Annotated in this window: 10 protein-coding genes; 1 reads left to right on the top strand and 9 read right to left on the bottom strand. The window is 73.8% G+C overall.

Annotation, left to right across the window (positions count from 1 at the left end):
- Positions 1–439: 439 nt before the first annotated feature.
- The 6 genes from OHA30_RS04095 to OHA30_RS04070 form a co-directional block, all read right to left on the bottom strand.
- Positions 440–3,400 carry a type I polyketide synthase gene (locus tag OHA30_RS04095; protein WP_328912415.1) on the bottom strand — a complete coding sequence of 987 codons (2,961 nt, stop codon included), beginning with the start codon at positions 3,398–3,400 and terminating at the stop codon, positions 440–442.
- Complete coding sequence (locus OHA30_RS04090) at positions 3,387–12,014, bottom strand: non-ribosomal peptide synthetase (protein ID WP_328912414.1); 8,628 nt, start codon at positions 12,012–12,014, stop codon at positions 3,387–3,389. The genes OHA30_RS04095 and OHA30_RS04090 overlap by 14 nt, the downstream gene beginning before the upstream one ends.
- A 128-nt stretch (positions 12,015–12,142) precedes the next feature.
- Positions 12,143–13,378: a glutamate synthase-related protein gene (locus OHA30_RS04085; RefSeq protein ID WP_328912413.1), complete on the bottom strand. Its 1,236-nt coding sequence runs from the start codon at positions 13,376–13,378 to the stop codon at positions 12,143–12,145.
- The gene (locus OHA30_RS04080) at positions 13,375–14,352 is read right to left on the bottom strand and encodes an asparagine synthetase A (RefSeq protein ID WP_328912412.1); all 978 of its coding nucleotides are present in this window, start codon (positions 14,350–14,352) and stop codon (positions 13,375–13,377) included. The genes OHA30_RS04085 and OHA30_RS04080 overlap by 4 nt, the downstream gene beginning before the upstream one ends.
- 11 nt (positions 14,353–14,363) lie before the next feature.
- The gene (locus tag OHA30_RS04075; RefSeq protein ID WP_328912411.1) at positions 14,364–15,653 is read right to left on the bottom strand and encodes a methylaspartate mutase; all 1,290 of its coding nucleotides are present in this window, start codon (positions 15,651–15,653) and stop codon (positions 14,364–14,366) included.
- A complete protein-coding gene (locus OHA30_RS04070) occupies positions 15,650–16,156 on the bottom strand; it encodes a cobalamin-dependent protein (protein WP_328912410.1) in 507 nt (168 codons plus the stop codon). The genes OHA30_RS04075 and OHA30_RS04070 overlap by 4 nt, the downstream gene beginning before the upstream one ends.
- 306 nt (positions 16,157–16,462) lie before the next feature.
- Here OHA30_RS04070 and OHA30_RS04065 point away from each other — a divergent pair, with 306 nt between their 5' ends.
- Positions 16,463–17,761, top strand: a complete 1,299-nt coding sequence (locus OHA30_RS04065; protein WP_328912409.1) for an MFS transporter — start codon at positions 16,463–16,465, stop codon at positions 17,759–17,761.
- On the opposite strand, the gene OHA30_RS04060 is transcribed toward OHA30_RS04065, so the two are convergent.
- Genes OHA30_RS04060 through OHA30_RS04050 form a run of 3 tightly spaced genes read right to left on the bottom strand, consistent with a single transcriptional unit; the run spans position 17,706 to position 22,485 of the window.
- Entirely contained in the window at positions 17,706–19,841 is a 2,136-nt protein-coding gene (locus tag OHA30_RS04060) for a hypothetical protein (RefSeq protein WP_328912408.1), read from the bottom strand. The two genes, OHA30_RS04065 and OHA30_RS04060, sit on opposite strands and share 56 nt — an antisense overlap.
- A 13-nt stretch (positions 19,842–19,854) precedes the next feature.
- Positions 19,855–21,681, bottom strand: coding sequence for a carbamoyltransferase family protein (locus OHA30_RS04055; RefSeq protein ID WP_328912407.1), 1,827 nt, complete (start codon positions 21,679–21,681; stop codon positions 19,855–19,857).
- Positions 21,682–21,705: 24 nt separating this feature from the next.
- Positions 21,706–22,485, bottom strand: a complete 780-nt coding sequence (locus OHA30_RS04050) for a thioesterase II family protein (protein ID WP_328912406.1) — start codon at positions 22,483–22,485, stop codon at positions 21,706–21,708.
- Between the last annotated feature and the right edge of the window lie 64 nt (positions 22,486–22,549).

Here is a 22,549-nt window from a genome sequence, read left to right as displayed (position 1 = left end):
ACCGCGCCGCCGTGGTTGTCAAGAGAACTCCTCGGTGCCCGCAGCTCGTCCTGAGGGTGAGCCCCCAAAGGGGTCCGAGGCGGTCTGCGAAGGTTACGGTTGCGTCCCATATGAATCACAACATATATGGGCCGCCAGCGGAAGACTTGACTTTATGGTGGGAGAGGTGCCTGACCTGGGAGTCTGCGGGATTTCTCCGGCGAAAATGATTCCAGCCCCCTTTGTTTTGTCTGGTTTGACCCTGTCCGTGGTGTGTCGATCGGGGATGGGTTTCTCGCCCCCGATCGACATCCATATATTGGACAGTCCAATGCGCGTGCGCGCCGGGTAGCGTCGACAGGTGAGTCCGCGGTGCGTCTGCTCAAACTTTATCCGACTGCTCGGACATCGGCCGGTCATTTTCCACCCAGTCGGCCGAATGGAATTGGAGGCTCCGCTTTTATGTCCTGTCGGCGGCCGTTCGACTTTCTATCAGCGCGGCCAGGCCCTGGGGCGTCGGCCGGGCCACGAATTCCCGCACCGGCACCCTCACGGCGTACGCCCGGCGCACCCGCGCCAGCACCTGGGCCATGGACAGCGAATCACCGCCCAGGTGGAAGAAGGACACGTCCGCAGCCACCGACGGCAGCCCCAGCACGTCCCGGAACACCGCGGCCGCGAAGTCCGCGGGACCACCGGCCCCGTCGGGGGCGGCCGTCGGGGCCGGCGCGGGGCTGAGCAAGGGGGTCGCGACCGGGGACGGGGCGCCGGCCAGGTGCGCGGGCCAGTGCCGGACCCTCGCGAACGGGTAGGAAGGCAGGTGCACCTTGCCGCGCGGCTCGTGACGGTGCACCGCCGGCCAGTCGACCTCCGCGCCCGCCGTCCACACCGCCGCCAGCGCCCGCGCCATGGACAGGTCGGCCGCCTCGCCGGCTGCCGCGGCCGCCAGCGAGGTCACCACCAGTGGCCCGGGACCGGACTCCCCGGGTCGGCTCGCCGCGGCCGCCAGGTTCTCGTACGGCCCCACGCCCAGCAGCGTCGGCCGCGGCAGCAGCCGCAGCAATGAGATCGCATCGGCGAGGCGGACCGTACCGAGCAGGTGGTCCACCGCCCAGTACTCCGGATCGGTGGCCTGCTCCCCCGTGATCCAGCTGCCGGTGGCGCACGACACGAACGGGATCGTCGGCGGACGCAACTCGCACCTGGCGACCTCGGCGGTGTACTCCGCGCACATCGGCCGCAGCGCCTCGGAATGGAAGGCGCGGTCGGCCGCGACCCGCCGGGTCGAGACACCCTCCCCGTCGAGCACGGCGTGCAGCGCCTCGATCCGGTCGACCGTTCCCGAGACCACACAGCGGTCCGGTGCGGCGATCACCGCCAGGCTCAGCCCCGGGCCCAGCCGGGCGGCGAGCTCGGCCGGCCCGGTGGCGACCGCCAGCATCGCCCCCTCGGGGCACAGGCGCTCGGCCAGCCGGGCGCGTACCGTCAGCAGCCGCAGCGCGTCGCCCGGCGTCATGACGCCCGCCGCGGCCGCAGCCGCGTACTCGCCGAGGCTGTTGGCCGCCATCGCCGTGGGCTGCACACCCCAATGCCGCCACACCGCCGCCAGCGCGTACTCCTCGGCGAACAGCGCCGCGTGCGCGGTGCCCGGGTCCCGCGTCGCGGAACCGGCCGAGCCGTCCAGCGCGGCGCGCAGGTCGATACCGAGGCCGCCGGCGACCCCGGCGAGCCGATCCACCTCCGCCGCGAACGTCGGCTCCCGCTCCAGGAGCGCCGCCACCGCGCCGCGCCGCTGGGTGCCGAAACCGGGAAACACGAAGCACACGGAGGGCTCTCCCGCGGGCTCCCGCACCGAGCCCTCTTGGGGCCGGGTCCGCAGGCCGCTGAGATCCTCGCCCACCGTCGCCCAGCGATGGGCGAAGGCGGTGCGGCCCGTCTGCAGGGTGTGGGCGACCTCGGCCGGGTCGGCGTCGGGATGGGCGTCCGCCCAGCGGGCGAGAGCCTCGACCCGGTCCGCCAGCGCCTCCGGGCTGTTCGCGGACAGCGGCAGCACCTGCGGCCCGGACCCGGACGGACGGCATGCCCGCCCCGCAGACCGGTACTCCTCCAGCACCAGGTGCACGTTGGTCCCGCCTATACCGAACGAGCTGACCCCGGCGCGCCGCGGACCGTCCCGGCCGGGCCACGGCCTGGCCCGTACCGGGAAGTCGAACATCCCCGGCGGTGCGTCGAGTTCCGGGTTGGGCCCGGTGAAGTGCACCAGCGGCGGCAGCTCGGCGTGCCGCAGCGCCAGAGCCGTCTTGATCAACGCGGCGATGCCGGCCGCCGCACTGAGGTGGCCGATGTTCGCCTTCACACTGCCCAGGCTGAGCGGTGAGGTGCGGGGCGCCGAGCCGTACACCTGGCGCAGCGCGGCGATCTCCACCGGATCGCCGAGCGAGGTGCCGGTGCCGTGGGCCTCCACGTAGTCCACGCTCTCCGGAGCGCAGTCCGCGGCGGCGAGCGCGGCGCGGAGCACGCCGGCCTGGCCGCCCACACTGGGCGCGGTGAAACCGACCTTGTCGGAGCCGTCGTTGTTGACCGCGCTGCCCCGGATCACCGCGTGGACCGGGTCGCCGTCGGCGACGGCGTCCTCCAGCCGCCGCAGCACCACCGCGCCGACCCCGTCACCGCCGACGGTCCCCGCCGCGTGCCGGTCGAACGGCCGGCAGTGCCCGTCGGGCGCCAGGATGGACTCTGGGGTGTGCCGGTAACCGGTGATCAGCGGAAAGTGCACGGCCGTCGCTCCGGCGATCGCAACGTCGCACTCGCCGGCGAGCAGCGCCGAACACGCCAGGTGGACGGCTGTCAGCGCGCTGGAGCAGGCCGTGCCTACCGTCAGGCTGGGCCCGGTGAGGCCGAGCTTGTGGGACACCCGGGTCGACAGGTAGCTCAGGTCGTTGCCGATCGAGAACTGCATGTCCTGGAACTGGGCGCGCGGCCAGGGGGCGGCGTACTCGCCGTAGCCGGTGTTGTTGGCGCCGACGAACACGGCCACGGACAGCTGCGGACCGGGCGGGATCCCGGCGTCCTCCAGGGCCGCCCACGCGGTCTGCAGGAACAGCCGCTGCTGTGGATCGGTCAGCTCGGCGTCGCGCGGCGCGATGCCGAAGAACTCGTGGTCGAACAGATCGGCGTCGGCCAGGTAACCCTTGGCGGGCACGAACTCCGGGTCGTCAAGCAGGTCCCGGCCGAAGCCCGCTGCGGTGAGCGTCTCGTCGTCGAAGAAGGTGATCGACTCGACTCCGTCGCGGATGTTCGCCCAGAAGCGGTCCAGGTCGGCGGCGCCGGGGAACCGGCCGGCCATCCCGGTGATGGCCACCGCGAACTCGGACGGGTCTGCGTCCCGGGGCGCGGCGTCGGCGGGCTCAGTGCGGGTCATGGGAAACCTCCGGGACGGGCTCCGGGACAGGGGGAGCGGCGGTAGTCTGCGCCGGGCCGTCCTCGGTGAGCCGGGCCCGGCGGCGCAGCAGCCGGGAACGGTCCGGGCCTCGACCGGGCGGGGTGGCCGGTGCGGCCTGCGGCCCGGCTCCGTCGAGGTGCCGGGCCAGCCTCCGCACGGTCGGGTTCTGGAACAGGTCCACGTTGCGGAGCTTGGCCCCGAGGGTCCGCTCCAGCCGGGTCCTGGCCCGGACCAGCAGCAGCGAGTTGCCGCCGAGGTCGAAGAACCGGTCGTCGGGGCCGATCTCCGCCACCCCGAGCAATTCGGCCCAGACCGCTGCCACCGTCCGCTCGGTGTCGGTCAGGGGGCCGTGCGGTACGGGGCCGGCCGGTGCCTGGACGGTCGGGGCGGTGGGCTCCTCGCGGCGGATCGGCGCTTCGGGCCGCCCGTCGCCGGGCAGGAGGTGAGAGCCGATCGGCGCACCGGGCGCGGCCGCCGCCGCGGCGAGGAAGCGGACCAGCCGGTCGGCCAGGACCTGCACCGTCGGCGCGTCGTACAGTTCGGTGGCGTACTCGAGTTCACCGTCGAGTCCCGCCGGGGCGCCGGCCCCGTCCCGCCGCTCGGTGACCGACACGGTGAGGTCGAACTTGGCGGCGCCGGTGGGTACCGGCTCCAGGGCCGAGTCCAGGCCGGGCAGCCGGAGGTCTGCGGCCCGGTTGTTCTGCAGGACCAGGCTGACCTGGAACAGCGGGTGCCTGGCCCGCGAGCGCTGCGGCTGCAGGGCGTCGACCAGCCGCTCGAACGGCAGGTCCTGGTGGGCGAAAGCGGCCAGGTCGGCTTCCCGGACCCGGGCCAGCAGCTCGGCGAAGCCGGGGTCGCCGGACAGATCGGTGCGCAGTACCAGGGTGTTGAGGAAGCAGCCGACCAGCTCGTCCATGGCGTCGTCGGTGCGGCCCGCCACGGGCGCCCCGATCGGCACGTCCTCGCCCCCGCCGTAGCGGCCGAGGACTGCGGCCAGCGCCGCCTGCAGGACCATGAACAGGGTCACGCCGTGCTCGCGGGCCACGTCGAGCAGCGTGGCGTGCAGCTCCGGGGGGACGGCCAGGCGGACCGTGCCGCCGCCATGGCCGGGGGCGGCCGGCCGCCCCCGGTCCGGGCTGAGCGTCGCCTCGGCGGGCAGCCCGGCCAGTGCCTCGCGCCAGTACGACAGCTGCGCGGCGAGCAGGCTGTCCGGATCGTCCTGCGAACCGAGGACCCGGCGCTGCCACAGCGCGTAGTCGGCGTACTGCACGGGGAGCGGCGCCCACTCGGGGGGACCGCCGGCCAGGCGCGCGCTGTACGCTGTGGCGAGGTCGCGGACCAGCGGCCGCATCGACCAGCCGTCGCCGGCGATGTGGTGCACGGTCAGCAGCAGCGTGTGGTCCTCGGGTCCGGACTCCACCAGGGTGCAGGCGAGGGCCCGCTCGGTGAGGTCGAAGGCGCGCGCGGAGATCCGGGCGAGGACGGCCGGGAGGTCGGCGGCCGGGCAGTGCAGGGTCGGCAGCGTCAGCGGGAAGTCCGCCGTGTCGAGGACCACCTGCTCCGGGTCCCCATCGGTGGTCCGGTAGACCGTCCGCAGCACCTCGTGCCGTCCGATCACGTCCCGCAGCGCCGCGCCGAGCGCGCCGCGGTCGAGCGGCCCGCGCAGCCGCCAGGCGACCGGGATGTGGTAGGCGGTGCGGCCGTGGTCGATCTGGTCCAGCAGCCACAGCCGCAGCTGGGCGAAGGACAGCGGCAGCGCATCGGGGCGGTCCTGCGGGGCCAGCGCGGCACGCGGCGGCGCGCCGTCGTCGAGCCGCTCCGCCAGGGCGGCCGGCGTGGGCCACTGGAAGATGGTACGGATTGCCGGTTCCGTGCCCAGCACCGCCCTGATCCGGCTGATCAGACGGGTCGCGGCCAGCGAGTGGCCGCCGAGGGCGAAGAAGTCGTCGTGCGGGAGGACCTCGGGGACCTCCAGCACCTCGGCGAACAGAGCGCAGAGGATCTCCTCGCGCGGGGTGCGCGGTGCGCGGCGCTCCGTGCGTCCGACCGCCGCGGGGACATTGGTCCGGACCGTCCCCGGGGTCTTGCCGAGCAGGTCGAGTCCGCCGTCGTCGCGCCAGCGGGCCAGCTCGCCGGTGCGCCGGCCGTCGAGGTGCAGCTCGCCGGCCACGCCGAGCGGGACGGTCACGCCGTCCGCGTCCAGGACGGACACCATGGCGCCGACCGGCAGCACGTCGAGCCGGTCGAGCGGCAGGGCCGGGTCGGCGACGGCCTCCTCCAGGAGCCGCACCAGGCGCGCGGCCAGATCCTCCACGGTGGCCCGGTCGAACAGCGCGGGCGGGTACTCGACGGCGCCCTCCAGGCCGCCAGGGGCACCGTCGGGGGTGCGCGTCTGCGTGAGGACGAAGGTGAGGTCGAACTTCGAGGAGCCGGTGTGCAGCCGGTGCGGGACGGCGGTGATCCCGGGTAGGTGCAGGCCGGCGCCGGTCCCATCGGCGCCCTCCAGGGCGAGCATGGTCTGGAAGAGCGGGTGCCGGGCGGCGGAGCGTGCCGGGTTGAGGTGTTCCACCAGGCGGTCGAACGGCAGGTCCTGGTGGGTGAATGCGGCGAGGTCAATTTCCCGGACCCGGGCGAGGAGTTCGGCGAAGGTCGGGTTGCCGGAGGTGTCGGTGCGCAGCACCAGGGTGTTGACGAAGAACCCGACCACGTCGTGCAGGGCTTCTTCGGTACGGCCCGCGACGGGCGTGCCGATGGGGATGTCCTCGCCCGCGCCGGTGCGGGTGAGGACGGCGGCCAGCGCCGCCTGCACCGCCATGAACAAGGTCACGTCGTGCCGGCGGGCGAGGGCGGCGAGGGCGGTGTGCAGATCGGCACCGATCCGCAGGGCAGTGGTGGCGGCGGCCGCCGGCCCGGAACCGCGCGGCCGGTCGGCGGGCAGCGCCAGTTCGTCCGGCAGCCCGGCCAGCGTCCCCGCCCAGTGCGCGAGCTGGGCGGCGGCCGGGCCGTCCTCCCGGTCCTCGTCGAGGAGTTCGCGCTGCCAGAGGGTGTAGTCGGCGTACTGGACCGGCAGCGGCGCCCACTCCGGGGGGCGGCCGGTGAGTCGGGATGCGTAGGCGTCGGCGAGGTCGCGCTGCAGCGGGTCCAGCGACCAGCTGTCGCTGGCGATGTGGTGGAGCGTCAGGACGAGGGTGTGGTCGTCGGGGGCGCTCCGGAACAGGTGGGCGCGGATCGGCGCCTCGACGGACAGGTCGAAGGGTTCCCGAGCGGCGGCGGTGGCCCGCCCGGCCAGCTCGGCGGGCGGGCAGCTCTGCTCGGTCAGGCGGGGCCGGGCCTCCTCGGCGGGCAGCACCCGCTGCCAGGGCAGGCCGTCGGCCTCGGGGAAGACCGTGCGCAGCCCCTCGTGGCGGGCTGTCAGATCGGCCAGCGCGGCGCGCAGCGCGGCGACGTCCAGCGGGCCTCGGAGCCGCCAGGCCAACGGCGAGTTGTAGAGCGCCGCGTCGTCCGCCCTGGCGAGGAACCACATCCGCTGCTGCGCGGCGGACGCGGGCAGCCGGTCCGGGCGCGGCCTGGCCGTCAGCGGCGGCCGGGCGGTGCGGCCTGCCGCGAGGCGGGCGGCGATGCCGCGCACCGTGGGGAAGCGGAACACCGTGGCGAGGTCGGTCCCCGCGCCGAGGACGGTGCCGATCCGGCCGACCAGCCGGGCGGCGAGCAGCGAATGCCCGCCCAGGGCGAAGAAGTCGTCGTCGACCCCGACCGAGGGAACGCCGAGCACCTGGGCGAACAGGCCGCACAGCAGATCCTCGTGAGCCGTCGTCGGCCCGCCGTGTCCCGCGTCCTGCACGGGCGCGGGAAGGGCGCGCCGGTCGAGTTTGCCGTTGGCGGTGCGCGGCAGCTCGTCGAGGCGGACGACCGCGGCGGGAACCAGGTGGGCGGGCAGGGTGTCGGCCAGCGAGCGACGCAGTGCGGCGGTGTCGAATGCCACGTCGGGGCGGGGCACCGCGTAGGCGATCAGGCGGCGTTCGCCGGGGCTGTCCTCACGGACGACGACGGCGGTCTGGGCGACGCAGGGGTCTGCGGCGAGTGCGGCCTCGACCTCGGCGGGTTCGATCCGGAAACCGCGGAGCTTCACCTGCTCGTCGATCCGGCCGAGGTACTCCAGGACGCCGTCCGCGCGCAGCCGGGCGAGGTCCCCCGTGCGGTACATGCGCTGCCCGGGAGGGCCGTACGGGTCGGCGACGAAGCGTTCGGCGGTGAGCGCGGCGAGGCCGAGGTAACCAACGGCCAGGCCGGCTCCGGCCAGGTACAGTTCGCCGACCGCGCCGGGCGGCAGCAGCTCCAGACCGGGGCCCAGCACATGGGCGCGCTTGCCGGCGACGGGGGACCCGATCGGGACGGAAGCGCCTCCCAGGTCGGCCGGGCCGACGCGGTGGCAGGTGCTGAAACCCATGCTCTCGGCCGGGCCGTAGCCGTTGACCACGGTCATCGCGCGGTGCTCGCGCAGCGCCCTGGCAATGTGCGCGGGGGAGGCCGGCTCGCCGCCGGTCATCGCGTACCGCACGCCGCGGAAGGCGGCAGGGTGCTCGTCGACCAGGTAGTTGAACAGCGTTGCCGAGAGCTGCAGCATCGTCACGCCGTACTCCGCGACGAGCCGGACGATCGCGGCCGGGTCGGGCCGCTGGCCCGGCTGCAGCACACACAGCGCTCCGTGCACGAGCGCGCCGAACAACTCCAGGGCGAAGGCGTCCCAGGAGACCGGTGAGCACTGCAGGAACACCTCGTCGGGGCCGAAGCCGCAGTAGTCCTGCGCGAGGTAGGTGGCGGCCAGCGCGGAGTGCGGGCTGGCGATGCCCTTGGGCCGGCCGGTGGAGCCGGAGGTGAACATCACGCAAGCGATCGCGCCGGGGCCACCGGGCACGCCGAGGTCGTCACCGGGCAGGGCGGCGACGGTGTCCGCGTCGAGGTCCAGCGCCACCGTCGGGACCGGCTCGAACCGGTGGCCGAGGCGGCTGTCGGTGACGACCAGGGCGAGGCCGGTGTCGGCGGCCGCCCGGGACAGCCGTTCGGCGGGGAACCCGGGGTCGAGCAGGGTGTAGACGCCGCCGGCCTTGAGGGCGGCCAAGAGCGCCACGACCAGGTCGGGGCCGCGCTCCAGGTGGACACCGACCAGCGCGCCGGAGCGGACGCCGACGGCCCGCAGGTGCCGGGCGAGCCGGTTGGCGCGGGCGTTCAGCTCGCCGTAGTCAAGTCGTTGTCCGTCGAAGGCGAGCGCGGGCGCGTCCGGACGGGCGGCCGCCCGGTCCTCGACGTACTCGTGCAGCCGCCGCAGCGGTACTGCGGTGGTGACGGCGTCGAGCGAGGCCACCGCGCGGCGGTCCTCGGCGGTCAGCACGGCGAGGCTGCCGAGGCGGGCGGCCGGGTCGGTGACGGCCGAGTCGAGCAGCCGGACCAGTCGGCCGGCGAGCGCGGCCGCGGAGTCCCGCTCGTAGAGCTCGGCGGCGTACTCCAGCAAGCCGGTCAGGGCGCCCGAGGCCGGATCCGGCCGGAACATGAAGGTGAGGTCGAACTTGGCCGTGTCGGTCCCGAGTTCGAGCATCTCCAGCTCGGCCCCGGGCAGCGCCGGATCGGCCTCCTCGTTGTTCTGCAGCACCAGCATGGTCTGGAAGAGCGGGTGCCGGGCGGCGGAGCGTGCCGGGTTGAGGTGTTCCACCAGGCGGTCGAACGGCAGGTCCTGGTGGGTGAATGCGGCGAGGTCGGTTTCCCGGACCCGGGCGAGGAGTTCGGCGAAGGTCGGGTTGCCGGAGGTGTCGGTGCGCAGCACCAGGGTGTTGACGAAGAACCCGACCAGCTGGTCGAGGGCCTGGTCGGCGCGATTGGCGACGGCCGTGCCGAGCGGTATGTCGGTGCCGGCGCCGAGCCGGGTGAACAGCGCGCAGAGCGCGGCCTGCAGCACCATGAACAAGGTGACGTCGTGCCGACGGGCCAGCTCGTCCAGCCGGCGGTGCAGAGCCGGGCCGATCGTGAAGGGGACGAGACCGCCGGTGAAACCGGGCTCGGCCGGGCGGGGCCGGTCGGCGGGCAGCGCGAGTTCCTCGGGCAGGCCGGCGAGGGCCTGCCGCCAGTGGTCGAGCTGCCGGGCGGCCAGGCTGCCGGGGTCGTCCTCGCCGGACAGCAGTTCGCGCTGCCACAGGGCGTAGTCGGCGTACTGCACGGGCAGCGCCGGCCGGCGCCAGGGCTCCCCGGCCACCCGCGCCCCGTACGCCTCGAACACGTCGCGCAGCAGTGGCCCCACCGACCATCCGTCCGCGGCGATGTGGTGCATGCGCAGCAGCAGGGTGCGGTCCGCCGGGCCGGCCTCCAGCACGTCGGCGCGCAGCGGCAGGTCCGTCGCCAGGTCGAAGGGCTCCCTGGCGAGCTCGGCGGCCCGGCGGCGGACCTCGCCCCGGCTCCCGCATGCCACGATGCGCAGCGCCGGGCGTGCCTCCTCGGCGGGCACCACCTCCTGCCGGGCCTGCCCGTCCACGGCCGGATAGCGGGTACGGAGCGCCTCGTGGCGATCCGTCAGGTCGCCGAGAGCGGCGCGCAGCGCCTCGGTGTCGACGTCGCCGGCGATCCGGATCGCCCGGACCACGTGGTAGGCGGGGCTGCGCCAGCCCTCGAGGAACCACAGCCGTTGCTGGGCGTAGGACAGCGGTACACATTCGGGCCGCTCCGCCGGGACGAGGGGAGGAGCGGCCGGCCCGGCCGACAGCCCCTCCAGCCAGGAGTCCATGGCGGCGGGCGTCGGGGCGCGGAACACCGCGCCCAGATCGACGCCCGCGCCGAACGCCCGGCGGAGCCGCACGGCGAGGCGGGCGGCGAGCAGCGACTGGCCGCCGAGCTGGAAGAAGTCATGACCGGGGCCGACCTCGGGGAGACCGAGCACCTCGGCGAACAGCCCGCACAAGATCTCCTGGCGGGCCGTTCGCGGCCGGACCGCGGTGTCCCCGGCCCTGTCCCCGGCGGGCCGGCCGCCGAGGAGGGCAGGCGGCTCAGCGAGCGGCAGCTCCTCCGGACGCCCGTCCGGCTGCCACCGGACCCGGCGACCGGTGCCGGTCAGAGCGACCCCGGCGAGGTCCAGGCAGACGGCCCGGCCGTCGGCGTCCGGGACGTACAGCTCGCCGGGGACGCCGGCCGGCAGGAGGGCGCCGGCCCCGTCGAGCACGTACCCGGTGTCCGCGCCCCGGGCGAGCAGGCAACGCCGTTCCGCGTCGCCGAGCAGCCCGACCTCGGAGATCCGCAGGCCGGGATCGGCGGCGACGGCCCGGAGCATCCGCAGCAGCCGCTCGGCCAGTGCCCGGGCGGCGGGCTCGTCCCACAGGTCGACGGCGAACCGCAATTCCCCGGCCAGGCCGGTTGCCTCGCCGGAGGAGTCGCGGTGTTCGGTGAGGTCCACGTGCAGGTCGAATCTGGCGGCGTGGCGCTCGATCAACGGGCTCTTTTCCACCACCGTCTCGAGCCCGGCGAAGTCCGGCCGGTCGTGCAGGGCGCCCTGGACGGTGACCAGTGTCTGGAACAGCGGGTGCCGGCCGGGCACGCGCTGCGGGACGAGCGCCTCCACCACGGCGTCGAAGGGCAGTTCCCGGCGGTCGAGCGCGTCGAGGTCGAAGTCGCGGACCCGCTCCAGCAGCCGGCGGAGCGTCGGGTCGCCCGACAGGTCCGTGCGCAGCACCATGGTGTTGACGAAGAAGCCGACCAGGTCGTTCAGCGCCTCGTCGGACCGGCCGGCGACGGTGGTGCCCAGCGCGATGTCCTCCCCGGCGCCGAGCCGCCCGAAGAGGGCGGCGACCGCCGCCTGGACCGCCATGAACAGGGTGGCTCCGCAGGCGCGGACGACAGCCAACAGCTCGCGGTGCAGGGCTGCGTCGACGGTGAACGGCACGCTGCCGCCCCGGTGGGTCGGCTCGGCCGGCCGCGGTCGGACGGCGGGCAGCTCCATCTCCTCCGGCATCCCGGTCAGCGCGGACCGCCACCACGCTGTTTGTTCGGCCATCAGCGACTCCGGGTCACCGGCAGAGCCGAGCAGATCACGCTGCCACTGCGCGAAGTCCGCGAACTGCACGGGCAGCGGTCCGCCCGCCGGTGGACGGCCGGCCCGGCGGGCGCTGTAGGCCCGGGCCAGATCGCGCAGCAGCGGACCCACCGACCAGCCGTCCACCGCGATGTGGTGCATCACCAGGAGCAGGGTGTGCCGGTCGGCGCCCAGCGGCAGGAGCAGGGCCCGCAGCGGGACATCCCGGGCCAGGTCGAACTCCCGCCGTACGGCCCGCTCCAGCGCCGCCGCAAGCCCGCTGTCCGTGCCGACCGGCTCACCGACCTCCAGGAAGTCCGCCCCCGCCGCCGGGACGACCAGCTGGTGGGGGCGGCCGTCCAGGTCGGGGTAGACCGTCCGCAGCACCTCGTGCCGCTCCAGCAGGTCGGTGAGCGCGGCGCGCAGGGCGGGCACGTCGAGCGGACCGCGCAGGTCGAGGTGCAGGGCAGTGTTGTAGACCCAGCCCGTTCCCTGGAAGCGGTCCAGCAACCACAGCCGCTGCTGGCCGTAGGACAGGGGGATCATGGGTCTCCTAGGGGCCGTGGGTTCCCGCCGGGATCCGGCCGGCGCTGCGGACGTACCCACGCTAGGAGCCCGGTGACCGGTCCAGCGGCGTTTGCTGCGGCGGAACACCGGCACCTGCCGGGCAGCGCTCAGGACGTGGGACGACCCGGCTCCCACACGTCCGCCGGGCCCAGTGCAGTGGCCTCGTACCGTCCCATCGCGCTTATCAGCAGGCGTAGTTCGAAGGCGATACAGTCCAGCAGTCCGGCCAGGCCGCGGTGCGGGACCTCGTCGGCGGCGAGCAGCGCGGCCCGGCCCAGGCCCACGGCGCGAGCACCGAGCGCCAGGCACTTCGCGGCCCGCACGCCCTCCCACACACCGCCGCTGACCAGCAGGCAGGCGTCGCCGGGGTCGATCCGGCGCAGGCACTCGCCGAGCGGCAGGCCGACCTGGTCGAGGAAGGCCGACGGAGCCCAGCCGGTGCCCGCGCCGGGGCCGTCCACGGTGACGGCGTCCGCGCCCGCCGCCCACGCCACCTCGGCGGCCCGTCCGACATCGCGACCCGGATGGAACTTCACCCAGACCCGCACCCGCGGGTAGTTGTTGCGCATGAACCGGATCTGCTGGCGGAGGATCTCCTCGGTGAAGGTGCCGGCGCTGCTGCACCGCAGCACCAGGTCCGACCCAGGCAGGTCGACCATGGAGTAGCGGTCGGCGAGGCGGGCGGCCTCCTCGCGGTCGACGACAGTCATCCCGCCGAGGCCGGGCTTGGCGCCCTGGCCGACCTTCAACTCGAAGGCCAGCCGCCCGCTGTCCAGCAGCGGCTGGGCCGCCGGATCGCTGTGCACCAGGTTCCACACCTCGGCGTCGGCGTCCTGGGTGCTCTGCTGGACGACCACTCCGCCGAACTCCGGCGGCGCGGCCGCGGTGTATTCCCGCAGCCGTTCGGACAGGCTCGCTGCGGCCTGCCGGAAGCCGTGCACCGGCACGACGCTCTCCCCGACCACGATCGGCACCCCGAGCTGCCCGGCCTGCCGGGTGACCGCCAGACCGAGATCGGCGCCGGACGCTGCCCGGGTGGAGCCGAACGCCGAGACGTAGACCGGCAGCGGGCTGCGCAGGCCACCTATCCAGCTCTCCAGCCGGACGTCGTCCGGCGTCGGCTCGCGGCCGAGGTCGATCAGCTTCGCCAGCCGGTCGGGCATCAGCACCGGGGGGACCAGCCGCAGCGCGTCGACACTGTCGGCGGCCACCGGCAGCCGGGCCGCACCGGCGCCGAACAGCGTGTGCCCGTAACCGTCGAGCTGCGGGAACGCGGCAGCCAGGCCGCGCCGAGCACGGTCACGGACGGCCTCCGCGGGGAAGCCGGGGGCGCTGAACCTCACGGCGCCGCCACCCCGGGCAACTTGGGGTACGCGGTCGCCTCCCACAGCGAAGCGGCGCCGATCAGGTAGCGGGTGAGCCGCTGCACGCCGAGGCCGAACCCGGCGCTGGCCGGGATGCCCGCTCGGACGACGTCCAGGTACCAGCCGTACTTGGCCGGGTTCTCGCCGCTCTCCCGGATCCGGGCGACCAGCCGCGGATAGTCCGACTCGCGCTGGCTGCCGCTGATGATCTCGCCGTAGCCCTCGGGGGCGAGCAGGTCGAAGTTGCGCAGCGTACCGGCTCGTCCGGGGTCCTCGGAGTCGTAGAAGCCGCGCGAGCCCTTCGGGTAATCAGTGACGAAGAACGGCACGGTCGCCTTCCGGGCGAGCAGTTCCTCACCCGCCCAGTCGATCTCGCCGTCCGGGTTGTGCGGATGGCCGGCCCCGCTCAGCTCCGCGATCGCCTCACTGTGGGTGAGCCGTCGGAACCGCGAGGTGTACGCCTCCCGGAGGGTGTGCGGGTCACGGCCCAACCGGGACAGCTCGTCCCCGCAGTCGGCAGCGACCTGCCGGACGATGTGCGTGACCAGCTCCTCGGCGACCCGCATGGCGTCGTCCCGGGCGGCCCCGGCGATCTCCACGTCGATCTGGTGGAACTCGGCGAGATGACGGCCGGTGAACCGGGTCTCCGGGGGCTCCAGCCTGACGTTCGGCGCGACGTAGTACATCCGGTCGAAGGCCAGCAAGGACGCCTGTTTGTACAGAATGGCGCTGGTCATCAGCTTGTAGCGATGGCCGTAGTAGTCGATGTCGATCTGCTTGGAGCCGCGGCCACCGGGATCGGTGACGGGCCCGATCACCGGCGGCAGCAGTTCGGTGAATCCCCCGCCGTCGAGGTACTCGCGGGCGGCTCGCAGGAGGCGGTGCTGGACCCGCAGGGCAAGCCTGGTCTCCGGGCGCTCCAGGTGCTGGCGCGTGGTGGGGGTGCCGGTCATGGGTACTCCAGTCAGTCAGATCGGACACCGGCCGGGCGCGCGCCTCTCGCGGCCGCGCGGTCGAACCGGTTCTGTACGTGGCTGAGCGAGGCGAGCAGGAGCCGCGAGGTCATCTCGGTGCCCCGGCCGCTCTCCGCCGACGGGGGAAGGGGCATCGCGCCGACCCGGGACCAGCGCAGCCACCCGGCGGAGTCCAGGTAGCTGCGGCTTGCACCGCGGTTGTCGGGGTGGAGGCAGTACGGCACGTCGAGGTGGCCGCGGGCGAAGGCCTCCAGCAGGGCCTCGCCCGGATCGTCGGCCAGCGACAGCACGTGCTCGACCAGGAGGCTCGCCTCGGCCAGCACCTCGTTGTCCTCCTCGACGGGCGGCGCCGGCCGGGTGGCGGCGGCGGCCAGCGCGGCGGTCTCCAGCGCCTGCACGTTCTCAGCGATGGTCGGGATGCGGTGCGCCTCCGCCACGGTCTTGACGATCAGCCGGGCCGCACCCGTGCGCACCGCCAGCCGCGCGGCCTCCTCCAGCAGGGCGAGCGCGCCGGGCCGGGTCCGCGGGTACACGCCCATGTAGGTGTAGACGACGATGTGCCAGTCGGTGTCGCCCAGCAGTCGCCCCGCGAGCCCGCGCAACGCGGCGACCGCCTGCCGGTCCTGTTCGGCGTCGGTCTGCTGTGCGTAGCTGAGCGACAGCGAGCGGATCCCGTGCCAGCGGAAGAACAGCGCCTCCAGCACGCTGAGGGCGACCAGCAGGCTCGGCGGGCACATCTGGCCGGTCATGCAGCCGCCGAAGGTCTCCAGATGCGGTTCGACACCGCGCTCGCGGACCCGGTCCAGCAGGGCGCAGCCCTCGGCCCAGTTCCGGACCGACGTGCGCAGCGGCGTGCGCCCGTACGGCAGGCAGTAGGACACCGGTCCGCCCTCGGTGGCGTCGAGACCGGCGTCGGTGAGGGCGGTGACGATGTCCTGGGGCAGGGCCGATCCGTGCCGGACCTGTACCGGGAAGCCCTGGGCCAGGACGCCGTCCAGCATCGCCAGGTTGGTGGCGTGGCCGTGCGCGACGAGCGGGTAGCCGTTGAGGACGCCGCCGCGGTCCAGCAGCCTCCGCACCTCCAGGTGCCGGCCCAGCCGGGTGTAGCTGTCGAGCGTGACGGTGCCGACCGTCATGGCGGCGCAGTCCCGGACCGCCAGCAGGCCGGCCCGCATCCGGACCGGGTCCGCGAAGCCCATCCGCGGCTGGACTACCAGGCAGCCCTCCTGCTGGGCGCGGGCGACGAATCCACCGAACGGGCCGGCCGGGAACCGGGTCACGGCGCTTCCCCCGTGCCGACCGCCGCCATGGCGAAGGCCCGGAGCGGCTCCAGGCCCTCGGCCTCGTCGACGACGAGATCGAAACCTGCGGCGAGCAGCTCGGCCGCCGACCTCGCGCGGTCGCCGGCCCCGGTGTCCAGCTTGCCGCCGATGACGGCGGGCAGCGCCGCGAGTTCCGGGCGGGCACGGACCCGGCTGATGAGCCGCTGCCCCTCGTCCCGGCCATGGCCGTTCACGCTGCTGACCACGAGCAGGTCGGGCCGTACTGCCAGGCAGCGGTGCACCAGGAGGCCGTCGGGCACGCAGGGACCGAGATTGACGACATGGTGGCCCCATTCGGTCAGCAGCAGTTCCAGGTAGACCAGGTTCCAGACGTGGGCGTCGGAGGCGGTGGTGGTGACCACGGTGGTGGGAGGGCGGCACGACGGCCCGGGGCGTTCTGCATGGGCCGGCCGGGTCAGCCGGTGGTCGTCGGGGTGCCCGGGGCGGAGGGTCCTGCGCATCGGCCGTCTCTCTCCGTGGATGCCGTGCGTCGGCGGCACGGGCAAGGTCACAAGCCAGCCCCTGGAATGTACGAGGCCGGGAAAGGGGGGATCGGCAGTCGCTGCGGCAACCTGGCGGCAGATACCCGCCCTCTCCCCCCGACGGCAACTCACGTGCGCTGAACTGGGATTGAGCACGTCCAGCCAGGATGCGCCGCACGGTAGGGTAGACGGATCCGTCGGTCGGGGGCCGGGGTTCGAGGGGAGTCGGGCAGCCATGACACCACCAGGAGTGACCACCAGCCGGACGCAACGGCGGGGCGGGCGGTGACCGCGGGGACCGGCGAACTCCGGGAAGAGGACCAGGGACACGGGTCGGGGCCGGGCCCCGCCGGGATCCTCGGCGACCGTGATTTCCGTCTGCTGTGGGTGGGCGAGACCACCAGCAAGCTGGGCAGCAGCGTGTCGGCGATCGCGGTTCCGCTGGTGGCGATCGCCGTGCTGCACGCGAGCGTCTTCCAAGTCAGTGCGCTGACCGCGCTGACCTGGCTGCCCTGGCTGCTGATCGGACTGCCGGCCGGTGCCTGGGTCGACCGGTTGCCCGGCCGCCGGGTCATGCTGGTCTGCAACCTGGTCTCGACGCTGGCCTTCGTCAGTGTCCCGCTCGCGGCCTGGGCCGGGATGCTGACGATCGGCCAGCTCATGCTGGCGGCGTTGCTGGCCGGGTCCGCCGCGGTGTTCTTCGAGACCGCCTACCAGGTGTACCTGCCGTCGCTGGTCGACCCCGGCCGGCTGACCGAGGCCAATGCCAGACTGCAGAGCGGCGCCGCTGCGGCGGGAGTGCTCGGACCGGGCGTCGGCGGCCTGATCGCCCAGGCCGTCGGGGCGGTGGCCGGCCCGCTCGCGGACGCCGTGTCGTTCGTGGTGTCCTCGCTGTGCCTGCTCGCGATCCGCGGTTCCGGCGAGCCCGTCGAGTCCGCGCGGCGCACCACCCGGCTGCGGCAGGAGATCACCGAGGGCCTGCGCTTCGTCGGCCGTGACCCGTACCTGCGGGTGATGACCATCAGCGGTGCGGTGGCCAACCTGGCGCTGATGGGCTACCAGGCGCTGCTCATGGTCTTCATGGTGCGCGTGATCGGCATCAGTGCCGGTACGGCGGGCGTACTCGCGGCCTGCGCACAGATCGGGGCAGTCTTCGGCGCGGTCGGGGCGACGCTTGTGACCCGCCGGTTCGGGAGCGCCCGCGGTTTCCTGGTCGCCCAGTCCTTCGGGGCGTTCGCCCTGCTCATCCCGCTGGGTGGACGCGGCGCCCGGCTGGCCTTTCTGCTGGTCGGTGCGCTGCTGGTGGCGTTCGGCGTGGTCATGGCGGCGGTGATCAAGGCCAGCTTCCGGCAGGCATACTGCCCGCGGCCGATGCTGGGGCGGGTCACCGTCAGCATGCAGTTCCTCAACTACGGGTCAATACCGCTGGGTGCGCTGCTGGGCGGCGTGCTGAGCGGTGCCCTGGGGGTTCGCCCCACCATGTGGATCATGACGGCGGCATTCGCGCTGTCGGTGACCATCCTGCTGTTCAGTCCGATTCCCGGCCGCCGCGACCTGCCCTCGGCGCCGCCGGACCTGCCGTGAGCGTGTGCACCTCTCCGAACGGGCAGTACGGCGCGGGCAGCCTGCCCTTCAGCACGTCCCGGGCCATCGCGTCGAGTCCGTGCCGGCCGGGGAAGGCCGGGACGGGCCATTCCAAGGTCAGTGTGTTCAGCCCCTCGGCCGTGGTTCCGGCGCTCAGTTCGAGGTCGAAGGCCGCCCAGGTGTCGTCGCAGGGCGCTGAGGCGAGCGGGTCGCCGTTCAGCAGAACCGTCACCTCGGCGCCCGGGCCGGCCGGATACGGGAGCCGGCAGGTCAGCGCGAGCCGCACGGGCTCGGCCCGCTCCGTGACGAACACGAAATCGGAACGGGCGCCGAAGGCCTGGTAGAAGTCACGGTCGTGCCGGGTCGGGCTCGGGAGCAGCCACTCCGTCTCGTACGGTTGGCGGGCCGCGGAGCAGTAGTAGTGGTCCAGCAGATCAACCTCCTGACGGGCAGCGCTGTGCTCCTCGATCCGCTGTCTGTCGAGTTCCGGCTCCAGATCGGTGCCGACCCCGGCCAGGACCTCGGTGATCGCGTCGGACAGCAGCGGATCGAGCTGCTGGTGGCCGTATCCGAACAAGTAGTGGTGCAGTTGGTCGGAGCCGTACTCCAGGAGGTCTTCTGCGGCCGGGCAGAGCAGCTTGGGAGCACGCGTGGCCTGCAGGTCCAGGAACGCCGTCAGCACGGGTTCGAGGTGGTCCGAGAGCAGGACGGCCTCGGCGAGCAGCGCCCCGACGCGTTCGCGCGGTTGCCACCAGTGCGCGTTGTGGACGGCGGCGAGAAACCGGGCCTCGGCCTCCGCCGCGACGGACGGCAGGGGAGCCAGTACGAGCAGACCCGGCCAGGACCGGTCCGGACCGGACGGCGACCGCAGCAGGAAGGCGGCCGCGCCGGCCATGACGACCCGGATGCCCTCCGAGGTCAGGTGGCAGTAGTCCAGGAACAGCCGGCTGCCGGGCACCGTCTCGCCGGTGTGCGCGGCGAACAGCTCGCGACAGTCGAGCACGTCGGCGCCGTGCCGCGCGGCCGTGTCTCGGATCGCGTCCTGGACCAGGGTCGGGCAGCGCGGCGCTGCGGTCACCGCCGGGTCCCACACGTACGCGTCGCGGGCCGCCTCCAAGTGGCCGCGGGCCGCGGCCGGGTCGCCAGCGGCGAGCGCGGCGTCGGCGAGCAGCCGGTGCGCGGCGGCGCCGGTGCCCCGGTCGAGGGCGAGCATGGCGTGCGCCTCCTGCGCGGCGGCGGCCGGATCGCCGGCCGCGGCTGCGGCGAGCCCCCGCCCGTGGTGGGCGCGCCAGCGGGCATTACCGTCCCCGGGGAGGTGGGACGCCCCGGTCAGCGGGTCCTGCCAGTCGGCGAGGCCGAACTCGGGGACGATCCACAGCACCGGGACGCCCTTGGCGGCGTAGCGGGCGCTGATCGCGGCGACGGTCCGTTCGGCGCGCTCGCGCAGTGTGCGGTGCGCGTGGTCGCGGTATCCGGGGATGCCGTCCGCATCGAGGGCGGCGGCGAGCAGTGCGGCTTCGGAGGCTTCGCCGGACGCCGTCCAGCGCCAGTTGTTGCCGCCGAACACCACCACCGCGTCCGGCTCCAGCGACTCGGCGGCGAGCGCGAGTCCGTCGACCTCCAGGCCGAGGGAAGTGCGGGCCAGGTCGATCACCTCGAACTCGTCCGGCCGGGCCGCGTCGAGGACGGCGGCGAGCACCCCGGCCGGTGTGTAGGCCGGGTCGTAGAGGTAGCCGCGGGCCACCGACTCGCCGATCAGCACGACCCGGCGGCGCGTCCCCTTGGCCGGAAGCCTGCCGACCGAGGCCCAGTGCCGCCATTGGTCGCGCAGCGCCTCGTCCCGGACCCAGGCCGTTGCCCGCCCCCCGTCCTCGGCCCGCCAGATCCCGACCCGGCGCACGCCGTCGGCCCCGGCGGCCTTCGCGCCGGTCTCGGCCCCGGGTGCCCGGGCGGCCGTGTCGTGGCCGGCCCGGGTCAGGGACGGCCACAGCGTCTCCAGGAGCCGGGCCAGGTCTGCACCGTCCTCGGTGGCGAGGACGCGGGCCAGGCGGTCGGCCAGCGGCTTCAGGGACTCGTTCACAGCCGGACGCTCCTCAGATCAGGGTGTAGACGAGGTGCTCGACGGCCTCGCCGGTGTCCGCCCGGCCCATCGGCACGGGCATCGCGTCGTCCAGTTCCCACAGGGCGCGGACAGCGCTGCGGTCCAGGACGAAGTCCTCGAGGACAAGCACGTCGATCTCGCTGCGGACGAAGCACCGCAGGGCGTCCAGCGGCGAGCAGACCACTGGTTCACCGCGGACGTTGAACGAGGTGTTGACCAGCACCGGGCAGCCGGTCCGCCGGTCGAAGGCCTCCAGCAGCCCCGCGAACCGCGGGCTGACGCGCCGGTTCACGGTCTGCACCCGGGCCGAGCCGTCGACGTGCGTGATGGACGGCAGGTCCAGCGGGGAGGTGACCGCGCAGGTCTCCAGCATGAAGGCTGACGGGTGGTCGAGGTCGAAGTGCTCGGCGGCCCTGGACTCCAGCACGGCGGGCGCGAACGGCCGGAACGACTCGCGCATCTTGACCAGCCGGTTGATCCGGTCACGCATACCGGGGTGCCTGGCGTCGGCGAGGATCGAGCGGGCGCCCAGGGAACGCGGTCCGAACTCCATCCGGCCCTGGAACCAGCCGACCACCTTGCCGTCGGACAGTTCGCTCGCCACGTGCTCGAGGAGATCGGCCTCGCGGCCCTGGAAGTCCAGGAACTCGGCGGAGGCCGCCGCCAGCAGACCGTGCACCTCCCGCGAGGTGGCTGCTGGCCCTAGGTAGGTGTGCTCCAAGCGCTGCTGCCGGGGTCGCTCGCCGGTCAGCCGGGCATGTGCGACCGCGGCGGCGCCGACCGCGCCGCCCGCGTCCCCGGCGGCCGGCTGGACGAACAGCCGCTCGAACGGGCCTTCGCGCAGAATCCGGCTGTTGGCGACGACATTCAGCGCCACGCCGCCGGCCATGCACAGGTCCTCCACGGGCACCTGCGTGTGCAGGTAACGCACCTTCTCCAGCAACACCTCCTCCAGCACCGCCTGAACGCTGCGTGCCACGTCCAGGTGGAAGCGGCCCAGTTCGGACTCCGGCTCGCGCGGCGGCTGCCCGAGCAGCTCGGCGAGCGCCGGGGAGTACATCGTCTCGCCGTCCAGGAAGCCGAAGTACGCCAGGTCCAACCGGTACTGACCACCCGGCAGCACCTCGACCAGCCGGGCGATCCGGTCGGCGTAGCGGGGCTCGCCGTACGGTGCCAGACCCATCACCTTGTACTCGCCCTCGTTGACCTCGAAGCCGAGGTAACCGGTGACGGCGCTGTACAGGAAGCCCAGCGAGTGGGGGAAGTCGACCTGCTCGAAGCGCTCGATCGCGGGACCGCGGCCCACCCCGTACGTGGTGGTCGGCCAGTCGCCCACCCCGTCCACGGTGAGGATCGCCGCCTCCTCGAAACCGGAGCAGAAGAAGCTGCTCGCCGCGTGTGACAGGTGGTGGTCGACGATCTCGATCGGACCGCGGTAGCCGGAGATCCGGCGGATCGACTCCTGCGGGAGCGGGGCGGTCGCCCGGTCGAAGACCTCCCGCCGCCGCCCGGCGGACAGGCCCGGCCCGGTCGCCGACCACAGCTGGCGGCCCAGCTTCTGCACCGGGTCCTCGTAGTAGCCGGCGCAGTCCACGTCGCCGAGGGACAGGCCCGCCTCGGCGAGGCAGTAGCGCAGTGCGTGACGGGGGAAGGACCGGTCGTTCTTGATCCGCGTGAAGCGCTCCTCCTGGGCGGCGGCGACCAGCACGCCGTCCTGGAACAGGCAGCAGGAGGAGTCGTGGTAGCCCGCTGCGATCCCGAGCACATTGACCCGGGGACTGCGGGGACGCCGGGACAGGCGGGTGGGTGGCACGGACACGCGCAACTCCAAAAAAATACAGGGTCAGGGGGTCTCGGTCAGGGTGGTGCCGACGAGTCCGGCGAGTTCCGCCCAGTGGTCGAGGAAATAGAAGTGGCCGCCCGGGAGGAACCGCGAACGGAATGGCCCGGTGGTCCGCTCACGCCACGCCTCGACCGCCGTCACCGGCACCCGCGGATCGTCGCAGCCGCCCAGCGCGGTGATCGGCACGTCCAGCACCGGGCCGGGCTCCAGCGGATGGCTCTCCCAGAGCCGGAAGTCCGCCCGCAGGGTGACCAGCAGGTCCCGCATCACGGCGGGGTCGGAGGCGATCTCCGGAGCGAAACCGCCGAGCGCGGACAGCTCCGCAGCGAACCGTTCCTCGGGCAGACCGGCCAGCTGCGGCGCCCCGCCTGCCGCACCCGGCGCGGCCTGCCCGGACAGGAACAGGTGGGCCGCCCGGGCGGCGCCCCGGGCGTGCAGCGCCTTCGCCAGCTCGAACGCGAGGATCGCGCCGCCCGAGTGCCCGAAGAAGGCGAACGGCCCGTTCAGCACCGGGCGCAGCGCCTGGACGAGGATCGCCACCAGCCGGGTCGCGTCCTGGGGCGGCGCTTCGGTGATCCGGTTCTGCCGACCCGGCAGCTGGACCGCCACCAGTTCGACCGACGGGGGCAGCATCGCGGCCCAGTCGGCGAACGCCCCGGCCCCGGCCCCGGCGTGCGGGAAACAGATCAACCGGTACGCGCAGTCCCGTCGCCGGGCGCGCCAGAAGAAGGGCGTCTCCACGACCAGGCCACCGGTCGCGCCACCGGTCTCCAGCTGCATCTGCCACCATCCATGGGCCCGTACCGGTCGGCTTCCGGTCGACAACGCTAGGGCTCGGACCAGG

This window comes from Streptomyces sp. NBC_00223 (genome assembly GCF_036199905.1).
Lineage (GTDB): Bacteria > Actinomycetota > Actinomycetes > Streptomycetales > Streptomycetaceae > Actinacidiphila.
This window is presented reverse-complemented; position numbering and strand designations above follow the sequence as displayed.